Origin of the sequence: Serratia sp. PF-27 (assembly GCF_030053255.1) — a bacterium.
GTDB classification, from domain to species: domain Bacteria; phylum Pseudomonadota; class Gammaproteobacteria; order Enterobacterales; family Enterobacteriaceae; genus Serratia; species Serratia bockelmannii.
Window position 1 is genome coordinate 145833 of sequence record NZ_JASGBT010000023.1, and the last position, 16787, is coordinate 162619.

The window sequence follows — 16787 nt, forward strand, 5'->3', positions numbered from 1 at the left end:
TACTATGTCGTTAATCAGCATGTCCGGCGCCTGGCTTTCTTTCAGCGATGCGCCACTGTTAGACAACACCGAAATTCATATCGAAGACAACGAGCGCGTGTGTCTGGTCGGGCGCAACGGCGCCGGTAAATCTACGCTGCTGAAGATCCTCGGCAAAGAGATCCCGCTGGATGACGGCCGGGTGATCTACGAACAGGATCTGATCGTGGCGCGTCTGCAACAGGATCCGCCGCGCAATATCGGCGGCAGCGTGTTCGACTTCGTGGCGGAAGGCGTTGCGGAGCAGGCAGAACACCTGAAGGCGTATCATGCGATTTCCCACCTGGTGGAAAGCGATCCGAGCGAGAAAAACCTGGCGCGCATGGCGCAAATCATGGAGATCCTCGATCACCAGGGACTCTGGCAGCTCGACAGTCGCATCAGCGAAGTGCTGCTGCAGCTGGGGTTGAACGGCGACGCAGAACTTTCCTCGCTGTCCGGCGGCTGGCTGCGTAAAGCGGCGCTGGGCCGTGCTCTGGTGAGCTCGCCGCGCGTATTGTTGCTCGACGAACCGACCAACCACCTGGATATCGAAACCATCGACTGGCTGGAAGGTTTCCTGAAAGAGTTCGACGGCAGCATCGTCTTCATCTCGCACGACCGTTCGTTTATCCGCAACATGGCGACGCGCATCGTCGATCTGGATCGCGGTAAGCTAGTTTCCTGGCCGGGCAACTACGATCTGTACCTGCAGAGCAAAGAAGAAGCGCTGCGGGTGGAAGAGCTGCAAAACGCCGAGTTCGATCGCAAGCTGGCGCAGGAAGAGGTCTGGATCCGTCAGGGCATCAAAGCGCGCCGTACCCGTAACGAGGGCCGCGTACGCGCGCTGAAGGCGCTGCGCGTCGAGCGTTCAGAACGCCGTGAAGTGATGGGCACCGCCAAGATGCAGGTGGAAGAGGCGACTCGCTCCGGCAAAATCGTATTTGAGCTGGAAGACGTCAATTATCAGGTTGGCGAAAAAGTGCTGGTGCGCGGTTTCTCCGCTCAGGTGCAGCGCGGCGACAAGATTGCGCTGGTGGGGCCGAACGGCTGTGGCAAAACCACGCTGCTGAAACTGATGCTCGGTCAGCTGAAAGCCGACAGCGGCCGCGTGCACTGCGGCACCAAGCTGGAAGTGGCTTATTTCGACCAGCACCGCGCCGATCTCGATCCTGAGCGCACGGTGATGGACAACCTGGCGGAAGGTAAACAGGAAGTAATGGTCAACGGCCGCCCTCGCCACGTCTTGGGCTACCTGCAGGACTTCCTGTTCCACCCGAAGCGAGCGATGACGCCGGTGAAGGCGCTGTCGGGCGGTGAGCGTAACCGCCTGCTGTTGGCTAAGCTGTTTCTGAAACCGAGCAATCTGCTGATCCTCGATGAACCAACCAACGATCTCGACGTCGAAACGCTGGAGCTGCTGGAAGAGCTGATCGACGGCTATCAGGGCACCGTGCTGCTGGTCAGCCACGATCGTCAGTTCGTCGACAACTCGGTGACCGAGTGCTGGATTTTCGAAGGCAATGGCGTGATCAAGGCCTTCGTCGGCGGTTACTACGATGCGCATCATCAGCGCGCGACGGCGAAACCGATTCGTCAGGCGGCGCCGAGCGCGAGCAAACCGGCGGCGGAGAAAAAGGCCGAACAGCCGAAGAAAGCGGCGGCCAAGCTGAGTTACAACCTGCTGCGTGAGCTGGAACAGCTGCCGCAGCGGCTCGAACAGCTGGAAGCGGAAATCGAAGCGCTGCAGGCGCAGATGAGCGATGCCGACTTCTTCACGCGGCCGCACAGCGAAACGCAAGAAGTGCTGACGGCGTTGGCTAACGCCGAGCAGGCGCTCGAGCAGGCCTTCGCCCGTTGGGAAGAGCTGGAAGCGATGAAAAACGGCTGACCGTTGCGATACCGCCCGCGCGCTGCTGCGGGCGGTATCGACGTGCCGGTGAGCAACGTTATTGAGGAGGAATATGGTGTGTTCCCACAACAATCATCAGCAGCATAGTCATTCCGCACCTTCGGCGGCGCAGCAGGATAACCTGATGCTGTGCCCGCAGTGCGACATGTTGGTGGCGCTACCGCCGCTGGCCTATGGCAGCAAAGCGGTATGCCCGCGCTGCAAAACCACGCTCAGCGCCCGCTGGGACGAACCGCGCAAGCGGCCGATCGGTTACGCGCTCAGCGCCTTGTTCATGCTGGTGCTGGCCAACATTTTCCCGTTTATCAACATGCGCGTCGCCGGCCTCGGCAACGAAATCCGGCTGATTCAAATCCCGGAAGTCATGGTGGCGGAAGACTACGCCAGCATGGCCACCTTGTTTATGGTGTTCGTGCAGCTGATCCCGGCATTTTGCATGGTGGCGATCATTCTGCTGTGCGCCAAAGTGCGTTTGCCGCTGGGACTGAAAGAGTGGATGGCCCGGGTGCTGTTCCAGTTCAAAACCTGGTGCATGGTGGAGATTTTCCTCGCCGGGGTGCTGGTCAGCTTCGTCAAGCTGATGGCCTATGGCGATATCGGTATCGGCAGTAGCTTCGTGCCTTACTGTCTATTCTGCCTGCTGCAGGTGCGCGCTTTCCAATGCGTGGATCGGCGCTGGCTGTGGCAGGACATCGAACCGGCACCGCGTCTCGATCGCCCGCTGACGGTAGGACGCACCGGCATGCGCCAGGGCGTGCGCTCCTGCGCGTGCTGCACGGCGATCCTGCCGGCCGATCAGGTGAGCTGCCCGCGCTGCCACACCAAGGGCTACGTGCGTCGCCGCCACAGCCTGCAGTGGACGCTGGCGCTGCTGGTGACCTCCATCATGCTGTATATTCCGGCCAACCTGATGCCCATCATGGTGACCGAGGCGCTGGGTAACAAAATGAACTCCACCATCATGGCGGGGGTGATCCTGCTGTGGGGGGACGGCTCTTATCCGGTAGCGATGGTGATTTTCATCGCCAGTATCATGGTGCCGTCGCTGAAAATGTTGGCGATCGGTTGGCTGTGTTGGGACGCCAACGGCAGGAAGAAACCGCGCGCCGACAGCGAGCGCATGCACCTGATTTATGAAGTGGTCGAGTTCGTTGGCCGCTGGTCAATGATCGACGTGTTTGTGATCGCCGTGTTGTCGGCGTTGGTGCGAATGGGGCAGTTGATGAGCATTTATCCCGCGACGGGCGCCGTGCTGTTCGCGCTGGTGGTGATCCTCACCATGTTCGCCGCCATGACATTTGATCCCCGGCTGACCTGGGATCGTGCAAGTGAAACAATCAACAAGGAGCCGCAAGGTGACGGAAAATAATCATAGCGTCGCGGACGTCGAGAAGATCAAACGCTGGTCGCCGGTGTGGATCATTCCCATCGTGACCGCGCTGATCGGCGCCTGGATCCTGTTTTACCACTTTAGCCATCAGGGGCCGGTAGTGACGCTGGTGACTACGACGGCGGAAGGGCTGGAAGCGGGTAAAACCAAAATCAAAAGCCGCAGCGTTGACGTCGGCGTGGTGGAAACCGTCACGTTGAGCGATGACCTGAGCAAGGTGATGGTGCAGGCGCGTCTTAATTCCGGCATGGAGAAATTGCTGCGCCAGGATTCCGCCTTCTGGGTGGTGAAGCCGCAGATCGGCCGTGAAGGCGTTTCCGGGTTGGGGACGCTGCTCTCCGGCGCCTATATCGAACTGCAGCCGGGCAACAAAGGCAAAGACGGTAAAGACAACTACCAGCTGCTCGACGCGCCGCCGCTGGCCTCTCCGGATGCCAAAGGGCTGCGTATTGTGCTGGACAGCGAGAAATCAGGCCAGCTTAACGCCGGCGATCCGGTGCTGTTCCGCGGTTATCGCGTCGGGTCGGTGGAAACCAGCTATTTCGATCCTAAAGCGCGCGCCATGCGCTATCAGTTGTTCATCACCGCGCCTTACGATCAGTTGGTCACCACCAACGTGCGCTTCTGGAAAGACAGCGGCGTGGCGTTTGACATGTCGGCGCAGGGCATGCGGGTAGAGATGGGATCATTGACCACGCTGTTCAGCGGCGGCGTCAGCTTCGACGTGCCGGACGGCTGGGATCGCGGCGAACTGGCGAAAGAGAAGGCGGAGTACCAGCTGTTCGACAACCAGCGCAGCACGCAGGATTCGCTGTATACCGTACATAAGGATTACCTGCTGTTCTTCTCCGACTCGGTACGCGGCCTGCAGCCGGGCGCGCCAGTCGAGTTCCGCGGCATCCGTCTGGGTACGGTGGCGCAGGTGCCGTTCTATAAAGACGGCATGGCGCAGCGTCTGGATAACGATTACCGCATTCCGGTGCTGATCCGCATCGAGCCGGATCGCTTCCAGAAACAGCTGGGCGGCAACTTCGATATCGAAGGGCACTTGAAAGACGCCGAGTCCCGCGGCATGCGCGCCTCGATGAAGTCCGCCAACCTGCTGACCGGTTCGCTGTATATCGATCTCGACTTCTATCCGCAGGAGAAACCGTGGAAAGGGCCGCGCGAGCTGTTTGGTTATCCGCTGATGCCAACCACCAGCGGCGGTCTGGCGCAGATCCAGCAGAAACTGATGCAGACGCTGGACAAGATCAACGCGATGCCGATCAATCCGATGATCAACGAGGCGACCAAGACGCTGGCGGAAAGTCAGAAAACCATGAAGTCGACGCAGCAGACCATGAAGTCGTTGAACGACATCATCGCCAGCAAAGAGATGCAGGCGCTGCCGCAGGACATGCAGAAAACGCTGCTGGAGTTGAACCGCAGCATGAAAGGGTTCCAGCCAGGTTCGCCGGCTTACAACAAGATGGTGGGCGACATGCAGCGCCTCGATCAGGTCTTGCGTGAGCTGCAACCGGTGTTGCGCACCCTGAATGAGAAGAGTAACGCGCTGGTGTTTGAAGCCGCCGGCAGTAATGACCCTCAGCCGAAGAAGGCCACGAAATGATGAAATGGATCCCGGTAGCCCTGGCGCTGTTGCTCAGCGCCTGCAGCAGTTCGCCACAGAAGACTTACTATCAGTTGCCGGCGCTGGGCGCGCCGGCCGCGGCCAGCAGCAGCGGCGCCTCCACGCGCCAGCTGTGGCTGGAGCACGTGAGCGTGGCGGATTATCTGGCGCAGAGCGGCGTGGTGTATCAGACCAACGACGTGCAGTATGTGATAGCCCAGAACAACCTGTGGGCCAGCCCGCTCGACCAGCAGCTGCAGCAAACGCTGGTCACCAACCTGAGCAGCGCGCTGCCGGGTTGGGTGGTCTCTTCGCAGCCGATGAGCAGCGATCAGGATGTGCTGAACGTGACCATCAGCGGCTTCCACGGCCGTTTTGACGGCAAGGCGATCATTCGCGGCGAGTGGGTGCTGAACCGCCAGGGGCGCTTGATCAAACGGCCTTTCAGCCTGGAGCTGAAACAGGGTGAAGACGGCTATGATGCCCTGGTGCGCACTCTGGCGCAGGGGTGGCAGCAGGAAGCCCAGGCTATCGCCGCACAGATGGGCGGCATTTAGTCATAATTTGGTCTAAAATCGTCTAATCCCTGTCGCCGTGGAAATTCGTTTTTTCTCGCTGGCAGGGATTTCTATTTCATTTCAACTGGTTAACTCCTTCCCCGGCAGAACAGCCACTTAGCACTTTCCTCGGGCGTAGCTCACAAATATGACATTGGCGTGAATTTTGCGCATTGATCTTCTCTTCTTTTAGCGCTATTGATTACTCGTGGCTGCGCAAAAAGCAGCCATTGTTTTCTTTCCACCAGACCAAAATGAGGGAAACGAGGCATGAAGAGACAGAAACGCGATCGTCTGGAAAGGGCGCATTCGAGAGGGTATCAGGCAGGTATTTTAGGGCGTTCCAGGGAACATTGTCCCTACCAATCATCGGTGGACGCCCGGTCTCAATGGCTGGGAGGTTGGCGAGAAGCCATGGAAGACAGGGCTGTGACCGCTTAAGCGGCTCCCTGTCAAATAAAAGGAATAACCTCCGCCCTTTGGCGGAGGTTTTTGTTTCAGGCGTTTATTTATCCTGCCAGCGCTTCAGCAAAATACTCGCATTCACGCCGCCAAAGCCGAAGCCGTTTGATAAGGCGTAGGTCATATTCATCGATTCCGCCTGTTTCGCGACCAGATGCAAGCCTGCCGCCGCCGGATCGGGGTTATCCAGATTTAGCGTGGCAGGGGCTATCTGATCGCGCAGAGCCAAGGCGGTAAAGATGGTTTCCAGCCCGCCGGCGGCGCCCAGCAGGTGCCCCGTCGCTGATTTTGTTGAGGTCACGGCGACAGTCCCGGCCGTGCCAAACAGGTGTTTGATGGCGTTGATTTCGCCCAAATCCCCTACGGGTGTCGATGTCGCGTGCGCATTTAAATGCTGTACCTCCTCGGGAACGACGTTCGCCTGCTTCAACGCGATTTTCATCGCCCGATAGGCGCCGTTGCCGTCTTCAGCGCCGGATGTCATGTGGTAGGCGTCGGCGCTGGTGCCATAGCCGACGATTTCCGCGAGCGGGGTGGCGCCGCGCGCCAGCGCGTGTTCCAGCGTTTCAATCACCAGCATGCCGGCGCCTTCCCCCATGACAAATCCGTCCCGGGCGCTGTCGAAGGGCCGAGAGGCCTGTTGCGCCAATTCGGCCGGCGCGGTGGACATGGCGCGCGCGGCGGCGAACCCGCCCAGGCTGACGGTATCTATAGCGGCTTCGGTACCGCCGCACACGGCGATATCGGCTTCATCATTGCGGATCATACGCACTGCGTCGCCAATGGCTTGCACGCCGGCGGCACAGGCGGTGACCGGCGCGCCAATCGGCCCCTTGAAGTGGTGTTTGATTGAAACGTGGCCGGCCGCCAGATTGACCAGGAATGAGGGGATGGTGAACGGCGACAGCCGTTTGGCGCCGCGGCTGTCGGTTGTGCGCACCGCCTGGGCAATCGCCGGGAAACCGCCAATACCCGAGGCAATGACGGTGGCTGTGCGCTCTTGTTTTTCGTCCGTATCGGCTATCCAGCCGGCCTGACGAATGGCTTCATCCGCCGCCGCCATAGCAAACAGGATAAAGCGGTCCATTTTCTTTTGGTCCTTGGGGGCGACGGAGGCGTCGGGGTTGAAGCCCGCTTCAGCATCTTGCGCCAGCGCCGGGACTTGTCCTCCGACCTTGACCGGTAAATCTGCAACGATCTCGTCAGGCAACGCTCGAATGCCGGATTCTCCTTTTAACAAACGTTGCCAGATGGCTTCAATACCGCACCCTAGCGGTGAAACGGCGCCCATGCCGGTAATGACGATACGACAATTGCTCATGATGGCTCCTTGGTAAATTCGGGTAAATCGGCGAGGCGCCGCTGCCGCATCAGTTCGGCGCGTTGATATATGCCATCGCTTGCCGCCGGCCCTGGCGCCAGCGTAATGAACTGCGGCGGCACCGGCTGTTGGGTATCACGATTGACCAACTGGACTTGGATCGGCCGATTGTTGCGTCCGTCGACCAACAGGGCGCTGACGTCCCCGTCGGTCAGATGATTGTTGCCCCATTGTGAGAGCGCCGCCAACACCGGGAGAAAATCGTTGCCGCGCTCAGTAAGCAGGTAGTGATAGCGCACCGGCCGCGTTTGATAACGTTCTTTATACAGAATGCCGTGGGCCACCAAATCCTTCAGGCGACGCGCCAGTAGCGTGGGTGACATCCCCAGACTTTGTTGGAATTCGTCGAATTTGGACAACCCCTGAAAGGCATCACGCAGGATCAGAATGCTCCACCATTCCCCGACGCGATCTAATGAACGCGCGACGGGGCAAGGTGCATCGCTAAAGCGGGTTTTTTGCATACCTTTCTCACTAAGTACAATAATTGTAGTTACTATGCTAGTCATGTTAGAGGATCTTGAGGGGCAAGAGAATAACCGGATGCAAAAAAAGCGCTATTGCACTGATGCGGGGAGTGAGGGAGGCCGTCTTTCAGGCTGCCTATTGCTTTGGCCGCTTCGGGTAAGAATAGGGTAGAGACCTATGGCGGTGAAGGGTGATGAAATAAGGTACACCCAGCATCAATGCCAACGTGATGAGATATTCCATAACGCCGACGGCGGCTAAAAGAAGATGCGGATAGTCTTTGAAAGCCGGGAAGGGTAAGAGAAAGAAATGCCATCACGTTTCGACGTGATGGCATGCGAAGAGCGTTAGAAGAGAAGGCAGTGGCCGCCTTCTCGCCAGCGTGATTAGAATGCGGTGGTATCTTTGAACAGGCCCACTTTCAGATCGGTGGCGGTATAGATCACTTCACCGTCAACCAGCACTTCGCCATCGGCGACACCCATGATCAGTTTGCGGGTAATGACGCGTTTGAAGTTAATACGATAGGTTACCTTCTTCGCGGTTGGCAGCACCTGGCCGGTGAACTTGACTTCACCGACGCCCAGCGCGCGGCCTTTGCCTTCGCCACCCAGCCAACCGAGGTAGAAACCGACCAGCTGCCACATCGCATCCAGGCCCAGGCAGCCAGGCATGACCGGATCGCCGATAAAGTGGCAACCGAAGAACCATAGGTCCGGATTAATATCCAGCTCCGCTTCCACATAACCTTTGTTGTGAGTCCCGCCGTCTTCGGTCATTTTGACCACGCGGTCCATCATCAACATGTTACCCGCCGGCAACGGTGGGCCACCGGCGCCGAATAGCTCGCCACGGCCGGATGCTTCGAGGTCTTCTTTCGTATAGGAATCGCGTTTATCTACCATGTTCTCAGTAAGCCTTATTTTAATGAAGGACGCAGGTTAGCTAACACGTGTACGCTGAACAAGTCCGATCAGCCGTGGTTGAACCAGTTGAGCCAGCGTAGCGGCCACGGACGGCGGCGTTCCTGCAGGCTCACCTGCGCAATCCGTTCCTGAATGGTCGCCAACAAATTCGGCTGTTGTTCGTCAGAGTAGAGGCAACCTGTGAGTAAAGGCAAGGCTTCCGCCGCGCTCTCTACCGCCCACAGATGGAATTGCCCTTCGCGTACCGCGTCGACGATATCCTGGCGCAAGCACAGGTGGCGCACGTTGGTTGCGGGCAAGACGACACCCTGTTTGCCCGTCAGGCCGCGGCGTAAACAAACCTCGAAGAAACCTTCGATCTTTTCGTTAACGCCACCTATCGGCTGTACGTTGCCAAATTGGTCGACGGAGCCGGTGACGGCGATCTGCTGGGTGATCGGTTGCTGTGACAGGGCGCTGATCAATGCGCACAGCTCAGCCAGCGAGGCGCTGTCACCGTCCACTTCACCATACGATTGCTCAAAAACGATGGAAGCGGAGAAGGGCAGTTGCTGATCAAGATCCAGCTCGGCGATCAGGAACGCCTGCATGATCATCATGCCTTTAGCATGCAGGTTGCCGCCCAGTTCGGCTTTGCGCTCGACGTCGGTGAACTCGCCGTCGCCGAGATGCACAACGCAACTGATGCGCGACGGTTCACCAAAGCTGCGTGGATGGCCCGGATAATCCAGGACTGACAGACCGTTGATCTGCCCGACCACTTCGCCCTCGGTCTCAATCAGGATCTGACCCAGCTCGATCTCATCCTGCATACGCTCGGCCAGATAGCTTTCACGCCATTCGCGGGCATTTAACGCCGCTTCAAGCGCTTTGGCCGTAATGCGGTCCTCTTCGGCATACAGTGCGGCTTCGGACAGTTGCTGGCCAAGCCAAACCGGCGAAAGTGGCAGGATGCCCTGGTCGCCACTGTAACGCACTGCCTGAACGATCAGCGGCGGCCAGGCGTCGGTCGCCAGCATCGGCAACTGCTGGTTGGCAATCACGCCGTTGACGTAGCCGCACCACTGCGTCATATCATCAATTTCAGTCAGCTGCAGGTCGTCTTCGAATTCACCGTAGATCGCTTGTTCACTCAGCTCAGGCTCGATATCGTGAAAATCGGCCAGGCTGTGACGATCGCCGACCACAATCAGCCGAAGATCCAGCGGCATCGGTGGAATGGCTACCGGCAGCGGGCGGGTTTCGTCTGGCGAAACCCAATGGAACTCACGCTGGCCGATCATCTGCTTCAGCCGCAGCCACAGTAACGGCTGAGCAAGCAGCGCACGTGCCGACAGAATCAGAATGCCGCCGTTGGCCTGGTGCACCAGACCCGGCTGTAGGGTAATGTCGCCATTGTGGATCCGTACGCAGCCAAACAGCTGTTCCGGTTCAATCCACTCCTGGTACAGGCAAGCACCGCCGGCGGCGAAAGGTTCATCGCCACGGCTGGCCGGTTCTACGCTGACCTTGCCATCGTGAATGACATAGTGGCTGCCGCAGCATGCCGTGTTTTTCGGCAGCAGGGGTTTGACGGCGTTAGCAACCAGTTCCAGATACTCTCGCGTTTCTTGCGCTTTCAACAGCATGAAACGCGGTGGCGATTGAGGGTGGCAAAATAGCGTCAGGGCATTTTCCAGCCGAGGCTGAATGGCGGAAAAGGGCACGGGTGCCAACTGAGCGGCGGTATCAAATATCGCCTGATAAGGCGTTACGTCCGGCAATAAAGATTGCCATTCAAGTCGGTTATTGGTCAAAGTGTTAGATGCAATCGTTAAAAAGGGAAAGGGCGATTATACAAGAATAACGGCGGCTTGATACATGTGGAGTGCCAGTTGGCATCAGGGAGTTTGACATCACGCGGTGACTGTGCAAAAAACAGTCTAAAAGACGGCTTAATTGCCGGGGAAATTCGGCGCAAAGCTGTTATGCTTATTTGAAGTTACGCGGTCACTGAAGAGCTCAAGATGAAATATCAGCAACTGGAAAATCTAGAGAGCGGTTGGAAATGGAAGTACCTGGTGAAGAAGCACCGGGAAGGGGAGCTTATTACCCGCTACATTGAAAACAGCGCTGCTCAGGAAGCGGTTAACGAGCTGCTGAAGCTGGAAAATGAGCCGGTAAAGGTACTTGCATGGATTGCCGCTCATATGAATCCGGAACTGGATAACCGGATGAAGCAAACAATCCGCGCCCGCCGCAAACGTCATTTTAACGCAGAACATCAGCATACGCGTAAAAAATCTATCGATCTGGAGTTTTTGGTTTGGCAACGATTAGCTGCCCTGGCGCGCCGCCGTGGCGTTACGCTTTCGGAAACCGTCGTGCAACTTATCGAAGACGCTGAACGCAAAGAAAAGTATGCAAACCAGATGTCATCGTTGAAAGAAGACTTGAAGGCGATTCTTGGCAAAGATCCCAAGTAAGTGCGTGAGAGCGCCTTTGTGGCGTTTGGCCTTGAAGGGTTGTGGCAACAACAATAGGACGAAAAAAAACCCCGCTAGGCGGGGTTTTTTATTAGGCGAGTAAACTTAGCCCTGAGGCTGAGTTACAACGTCTTTGATACCTTTAACTTCGATCTCTACGCGACGATCTGGTGCCAGGCAAGCGATCTGAGCTTTGGTAGCGCGGCCAGATTTGTAGCCACAGGTGTTGCCAGTAACTGCATCTGCTTCACCCATACCACGTGCAGAGATTTTGTCTGACGGGATGCCTTTGGAGACCAGGTAGTCAACAACGCTTTGTGCGCGCTGTTCGGACAGTTTCTGGTTGTACTGGTCAGAACCAACGGCATCGGTGTAACCCAGAACAACTACAGAACCGTCTTTAGGATCCATGGAGCTCAGCTGGGTGTACAGCTGATCCAGAGCCTGCTGGCCTTCTGCTTTCAGAGTAGACTTGTTGAAGTTGAACAGCACGTCAGACTTCAGAGTGAAACGCTTGGTTTCAACAACTGGAGCCGGAGCTGGAGCTGGTGCTGGAGCAACTACGTCATCCTGACCGAAGCGGTAAGAAACGCCCAGGCTCAGCATGGTGTTGTCTGGACGTGCGCCAACGGTACCTGCGTCACCGATGTTGCTTACGAACTGGTAATCCAGGCGAGTAGCCCAGTTTTTGGTCAGTGCGTATTCAACACCAACAGCAGCCAGCGGAGAAACGCCGGTGTCGTGGTCGCTCAGGCGCTGGCCAGTACGGCCGTAGTTAGCTTTGGAGTCTGCACGCCATACCATACCACCCAGACGAGTGTAGATGTCCAGATCGTCAGCAATTGGGTAGCTCAGTTTAGCGGCCAGTTGAACGCCCTGCGCTTTGAAAGCACCGTTGTTCACGCTGCCTTTGTAAGGCATGCGGCCGAGCCAGTCATAGCCCAGCTCGAAGCCCAGGTATTGGTTTGCCTGGTAGCCCAGGAACGCGCCGGCACCCAGCTGATCTTTGTGGGTTGGGCCGTTGCCGATACCGTTCTGGTAACCGTTACCGTAGAAACCAGTGTCGTGGTACTGGGACCAGCCCAGTTTAGCACCGGTGTACCAGGTGTTATCTTTTGGAGCGGCTTGCGCTACGGTAGCGAAACCTGCCAGTGCCACTGCTAATGCGATAGCTGTCTTTTTCATTTTGCGCCTCGTTATCATCCAAATAGGCAATGAGCTTTAAAGCTGTTTAAGCCCTTGGTTAAATTCCTTCGCCAAGGTTTAAGCCCTCGTTTGTTACTCGCCAGTTTTTCTGACGTTATAGAGCAACCTTGGCGATGTAAAGTCTACAACGTGGCGCGAAAGTTACAAGTGTGATGTGATAAGGCTCTAAAAAAAAACGCGGAATCGTACATATTTGCTAACATTCTTTGCCTAAAAAAACGGCGATTCATCGAGCATTTTTGCTTGCCAAACCGCAGCCGGACTAGCTTTGTGCCTTCCCACGCAAAGGTTCCGCTTAGGGGGTGCGAAAATGATGGGAAAAATCCTAAATTTACTTAATGATACAAAGAAGAGTGAATTTTTAGGGTGGAACAGTGTCCGTGAGTCGGGTTAATGTCACGTTGAGGCCGCATGATAAACCCATAGGCATTACCCAATTCTGCCGCACGTCTTAATTTTAGACGATCCTCCTCCGTTAGCTCAGGCAACCAGCCGAGAACCACGCTGTAATTTCCCGTTTGCAGCGCTTTTTCCATTGCCTCGACCGTATTCACCGGGCTGATCTGGCTCAATTGCATCATCTTATCTACAGGCAGGCCGGATTGCTGCAGCCATTGTTTGCTTAATTTTTGCTGCGGCGTCAGCCACAGAAGCCAGCGAGACTGTTTGCCCAGTTGTTGCAGCAGGGGCAACAGCAATTGGGCCACTGCGGGCTGGCGCTCGTTGTAAACAAGTTCACTGATCAAGCCATTTTCTTTGCCGACATCTGTGTTCTTCGCAACATTGCGCGCTGTATAAGAGCCATGGCCGAAATGAGGTTGGTAGAGTGATTGAGTACGCATAAAGTTCCCGCCCGTCGTGTTACTGTATGTTTATACAGTATCCCTGATTTAGGATAAGATCAACCCAAATTTTCGTAGCGGCTCGCATAATTGCGATCATTTTTTGTACCGATGATTTTTGTGATTGGCAGGCGGGCGGATAGTGCGTATTTTTCTAATTAGTTGTTCACGTTACTTTTTTCATTGATGAGAGAAATAATACGGCCAGAACCTAAAAAGGAGGAACGCTATGAAAAGGATGTCGACGAGAAGAATCGCGCAGGCTAAAAATTGCTTTGCGGCGCTGGGAGCCATCACAACACGGTCACAGTTTGGTGGCTACGGCCTGCTGGCCGAGGGGGTAATGTTTGCGGTGATAGCGGACGGCGAGCTGTACTTGCGGGCTACGGCGAGCATGGAACCGGCCTTTCGTGCCAGAGGGATGGTCAATATGGTCTACTCCAAGCGTGGAGCGCCCATCACTTTGCGTTATTACTGGGTTGACGAGTCGCTGTGGCGGGAACGCAACGAGCTGGTGGGGCTGGCCTGGCAGGCTGTCAGGGAGGCGCGCCGGGAGCAGCGGCTTAAGGCTGGCGATCACGGCCGACTGAAGGCATTGCCGAATATTGACGTTAATATGGAACGTCTGCTGTGGCGAGCGGGCATTCGCAACGCTTATGACCTGCGGCTGCATGGCGCCAAACGCAGCTATCTCCGTTTATTGAAACAGCAGACTAATTTGGGGCTACGAGTGCTGCTGTCGCTGGGCGGGGCGATAGCCGGTTATCATCAGGCGGCGTTGCCGGCCGAATTACGCAGCGAGCTAGTGCGTTGGTTCGATCATACGATGGCGATGCGCCGCCATGGGCATGAGCCGGTTATTCAGGGCCCATCGAACGGGCCCTGAATAGTTAGGCTGCCTTATTGATTTGGGCATGCAGCGCGGTGAGCTCTGGCAGCAGCTCGAGCACCAATCCCACCTGCTGCAAGACCAATTGTTCTTTGCTTTCAGGTTCCGGAACGGCTTTGCTGATGCGCTCCGCCAGCTGTTCCAACGCCTGCGCAATGCGCTGGCTGTTCCGTTCTTCCTGATGCAAGGCGCCGTCCACGTAACACACGGCGTCATTGAGCAGATCGAGCGTGGCCGGGGTATTCAGCCGCTCGCGGTGCGCCCCCAATGCGGAGATATAGCTCAGGAGCGTGTGGTTCAGACAGAGCAAGCGGAAGGCGGCTTCCTGCAGCGCTTTGTCGGCTTTGGGATCGGCGGACATGTTGGAGATGACCGAAGCCAGTTCGGCATCGCTGTTGTGGGCATCACGTCGCGCGATGCGGTAAGCGAGGCCGTTATCCTTACCCTGGTGGTATTGCACCAGAATGGCGTCCAGATAACGGCAGTTGGCATTCAGCGTTTTATCCACCACCGCCGGCAGTTGGCGGAACTTCCAGTCCGGCCAGATAAAGCTGACTGCCGCCCAGGCGATGGCACAGCCCAGCAAGGTATCGTAAACGCGCGGGGCTGCCACTTCGAATCCTTCGCCCAACAGGTTAAAACACAACAGCACCAGCAGCGTGATGAACATCGTCGCGTGGGCATATTGTACGGTGCGGAAAGCGAAGAACAGAACGCCGGTGATGACGATCAACACCAGTTGCCCTTCCAATGACGGCACGAAATAGAGGATTGGCAGGCCGATCAGGATACCGGCCAGGGTACCGATGATGCGTAGCGCCAGGCGTCGGCGGGTAGCGTTGTAGTTCGGTTGACAGACGAACAGGCTGGTCAACAGGATCCAGTAACCGTGCTGCATACCCGTGAACTGGATGAAGGCATAACCCACGCACAGTACCACCGACATGCGGATCGCGTGGCGGAACAGGGCCGACTGAGGCGTCAAATGGCGGCTGATGCGCAGCTGAATATCGCTCCAGCCGGTTAAGCGGTCGTCGGCCAGGCTGTTCTCTTCCGCTTGCCCGCTGGCCAGCGTCTGCTCTGATTCGATATTGGCCAGCTGCGCATCGATCGCATGCAGGTTTTTCAACAGATGCGCCAGCGCCTTGGTCTGCTCGTTATTGCCCTGGGTTTCGGCGATGCGCGCCAACGCCTCCTGAATGCGGCTGAAAGCCGGTTCAAAGCGCGGGTTGTGCTGGTACTTTTGCCGCAGCAGGATCGATTGTGCCAATTGGCGGCAGGCGCGTGCCTGCATGCTCAGCAGACGCTGGAAGCGGAACAAAATGTCGCTGTGACGAAATTGCCGGCTGAGCGCGTGGTACTGAACGTGGGAAGAGCTGGCACGCTCGTGGATATCCTGCGCGACAAAATAGTAGTGCAAGGTGCGGCGGGTGCCGCGCTGGCCACGATCGCCTTTCAGGCGCGTCAGCAGCGAGGCTTTGGTTTGGTTAAGCAACGCGACCAAGGCGCTGTTGGCCATTGCGACATCCATCCATGGCAGGTCGGCGTCGCGTTCGGCGTCGGGATCGAACAGATTGGCTTTGGCATCCAGATAGTTGGCCAGTTGATCGTAACAGCGCGCCAGGTTCTCTTGCAGCGGCCGGATCGGGAACAGCAGGTGGCCTGCCAACGTCAGCAGGTTGTACCACAGCGCGCCGATCACCAGCAGCAGCGGTTGCTGATACCAGGCATCGTACATCGAGGTGCCGAGCATGGTGTAAACCGCGATCAGCAGCGCGCCGAAGGCGATGGTGGCATAACGCTGCCCCAAGGCACCGAGCAGGATAAAACCGTAGGTCGACGTGGTTAAGCCAAGGGCGAACAACCAGGGATAAGGGAACAGCAGCTCGATCGAGGCGGAGGCAACAAAGAAGCACACCAGCGTGATAAGCAGGTTGCGTAACCTGCCGGCCAGGCGGTCATCCAAATCGGTCAGTGCCGCCGCCACGACACCCAGCGTTAGCGGGATGGTCAGCTTGGGAATGCCGAGCCACCAGGGAACGGCGGTGGTGCCGATCAGCGCAATGAGGATGCGCAAGTGATACAGCAGGTTGCTGTTGTAAGTATAACGACGAACTGCGGGTGCAAAAGAGAGCACGAAAAACTCCTCAAACGGAGAAAAAATTAACGCTGTTGATAGTGGCGGCGAGCATTCTCAATACGGGCTTGCTGAGCCATTTCTACCGAGACGACGCGGCGTCCCACCGGCCACAGCGCGATGGCGGCTATTTTGAAATTGGCGATACCGACCGGAATGCCGATGATTGAAACGCATTGCACGATACCGGCGGCGATGTGTGACAGGCACAGCCACCAGCCAAACAGCACCAGCCAAATAATGTTGAGCAGCGAGCCGCCGGCGGAGAGCAGCGCATTGCTTTTTTCCGGATACAGTTCATCGACGTGCATCGCTTCGTTGCCGAACGGCACCAGCGACAGCTTGGTGATTTCCCAACAGGAGCGGGTAAGCGGCAGTGTGATGACAAGCAGCACGCTGAACACCGTAGCAATAAGCCAGCCTAGCGTGGTGAAGAAACCGCCCAACACAAAATTAAGAATATTCAGTACAGTACGCATAGACGTCATTCTGCTCTAATGATAGCCAAACCGCGATGCGGGC

General features: G+C 57.0%; 15 protein-coding genes. 7 read left to right on the top strand and 8 right to left on the bottom strand.

All coding sequences use genetic code 11. The features are described 5' to 3' along the window. Positions 1-4: 4 nt before the first annotated feature. The 5 genes from QMZ29_RS23770 to rmf all read left to right on the top strand — a co-directional run bounded on the left by QMZ29_RS23770 (position 5) and on the right by rmf (position 5930). On the top strand, positions 5-1909 hold the full coding sequence (locus tag QMZ29_RS23770) for an ABC transporter ATP-binding protein (protein WP_025302303.1): 1905 nt from the start codon (positions 5-7) through the stop codon (positions 1907-1909). Between the two features lie 73 nt (positions 1910-1982). Continuing rightward, complete coding sequence (gene pqiA / locus QMZ29_RS23775) at positions 1983-3299, top strand: membrane integrity-associated transporter subunit PqiA (protein WP_071826107.1); 1317 nt, start codon at positions 1983-1985, stop codon at positions 3297-3299. Further along, positions 3286-4932: an intermembrane transport protein PqiB gene (gene pqiB / locus QMZ29_RS23780; protein ID WP_025302305.1), complete on the top strand. Its 1647-nt coding sequence runs from the start codon at positions 3286-3288 to the stop codon at positions 4930-4932. The genes pqiA and pqiB overlap by 14 nt, the downstream gene beginning before the upstream one ends. Next, positions 4929-5489, top strand: a complete 561-nt coding sequence (gene pqiC, locus QMZ29_RS23785) for a membrane integrity-associated transporter subunit PqiC (RefSeq protein WP_043137613.1) — start codon at positions 4929-4931, stop codon at positions 5487-5489. Before pqiB ends, pqiC begins: the two co-directional genes overlap by 4 nt. A gap of 270 nt (positions 5490-5759) precedes the next feature. Further along, positions 5760-5930 (top strand): ribosome modulation factor, encoded by a 171-nt coding sequence (gene rmf / locus QMZ29_RS23790; protein WP_004928150.1) that lies wholly within the window; start codon positions 5760-5762, stop codon positions 5928-5930. 64 nt (positions 5931-5994) lie between these two features. Here rmf and fabF read toward each other — a convergent pair whose 3' ends face one another. From fabF to QMZ29_RS23810, 4 genes are all read right to left on the bottom strand, one after another. After that, on the bottom strand, positions 5995-7272 hold the full coding sequence (fabF, locus tag QMZ29_RS23795) for a beta-ketoacyl-ACP synthase II (RefSeq protein WP_025302307.1): 1278 nt from the start codon (positions 7270-7272) through the stop codon (positions 5995-5997). Further along, positions 7269-7796, bottom strand: coding sequence for a winged helix-turn-helix transcriptional regulator (locus QMZ29_RS23800; RefSeq protein ID WP_099817386.1), 528 nt, complete (start codon positions 7794-7796; stop codon positions 7269-7271). The genes fabF and QMZ29_RS23800 overlap by 4 nt, the downstream gene beginning before the upstream one ends. Positions 7797-8186: 390 nt before the next feature. Then, a complete protein-coding gene (fabA, locus tag QMZ29_RS23805; RefSeq protein WP_004928144.1) occupies positions 8187-8705 on the bottom strand; it encodes a bifunctional 3-hydroxydecanoyl-ACP dehydratase/trans-2-decenoyl-ACP isomerase in 519 nt (172 codons plus the stop codon). Between the two features lie 68 nt (positions 8706-8773). Beyond that, the gene (locus QMZ29_RS23810) at positions 8774-10522 is read right to left on the bottom strand and encodes an AAA family ATPase (protein ID WP_261423676.1); all 1749 of its coding nucleotides are present in this window, start codon (positions 10520-10522) and stop codon (positions 8774-8776) included. 210 nt (positions 10523-10732) lie between these two features. Here QMZ29_RS23810 and matP point away from each other — a divergent pair, with 210 nt between their 5' ends. Then, a complete protein-coding gene (gene matP / locus QMZ29_RS23815) occupies positions 10733-11191 on the top strand; it encodes a macrodomain Ter protein MatP (protein WP_004928138.1) in 459 nt (152 codons plus the stop codon). 105 nt (positions 11192-11296) lie between these two features. Here matP and ompA read toward each other — a convergent pair whose 3' ends face one another. Together ompA and sulA are read right to left on the bottom strand one after the other, a co-directional pair. Continuing rightward, positions 11297-12376: a porin OmpA gene (gene ompA, locus QMZ29_RS23820; RefSeq protein WP_015377358.1), complete on the bottom strand. Its 1080-nt coding sequence runs from the start codon at positions 12374-12376 to the stop codon at positions 11297-11299. Positions 12377-12732: 356 nt separating this feature from the next. Beyond that, a complete protein-coding gene (gene sulA, locus QMZ29_RS23825; RefSeq protein WP_025302310.1) occupies positions 12733-13239 on the bottom strand; it encodes an SOS-induced cell division inhibitor SulA in 507 nt (168 codons plus the stop codon). 229 nt (positions 13240-13468) lie between these two features. Here sulA and QMZ29_RS23830 point away from each other — a divergent pair, with 229 nt between their 5' ends. Continuing rightward, on the top strand, positions 13469-14125 hold the full coding sequence (locus tag QMZ29_RS23830) for a TfoX/Sxy family DNA transformation protein (protein WP_025302311.1): 657 nt from the start codon (positions 13469-13471) through the stop codon (positions 14123-14125). A gap of 4 nt (positions 14126-14129) precedes the next feature. On the opposite strand, the gene yccS is transcribed toward QMZ29_RS23830, so the two are convergent. Continuing rightward, on the bottom strand, positions 14130-16265 hold the full coding sequence (gene yccS / locus QMZ29_RS23835) for a YccS family putative transporter (RefSeq protein ID WP_261423675.1): 2136 nt from the start codon (positions 16263-16265) through the stop codon (positions 14130-14132). A gap of 26 nt (positions 16266-16291) precedes the next feature. Further along, on the bottom strand, positions 16292-16744 hold the full coding sequence (locus QMZ29_RS23840) for a YccF domain-containing protein (RefSeq protein ID WP_049204263.1): 453 nt from the start codon (positions 16742-16744) through the stop codon (positions 16292-16294). Between the last annotated feature and the right edge of the window lie 43 nt (positions 16745-16787).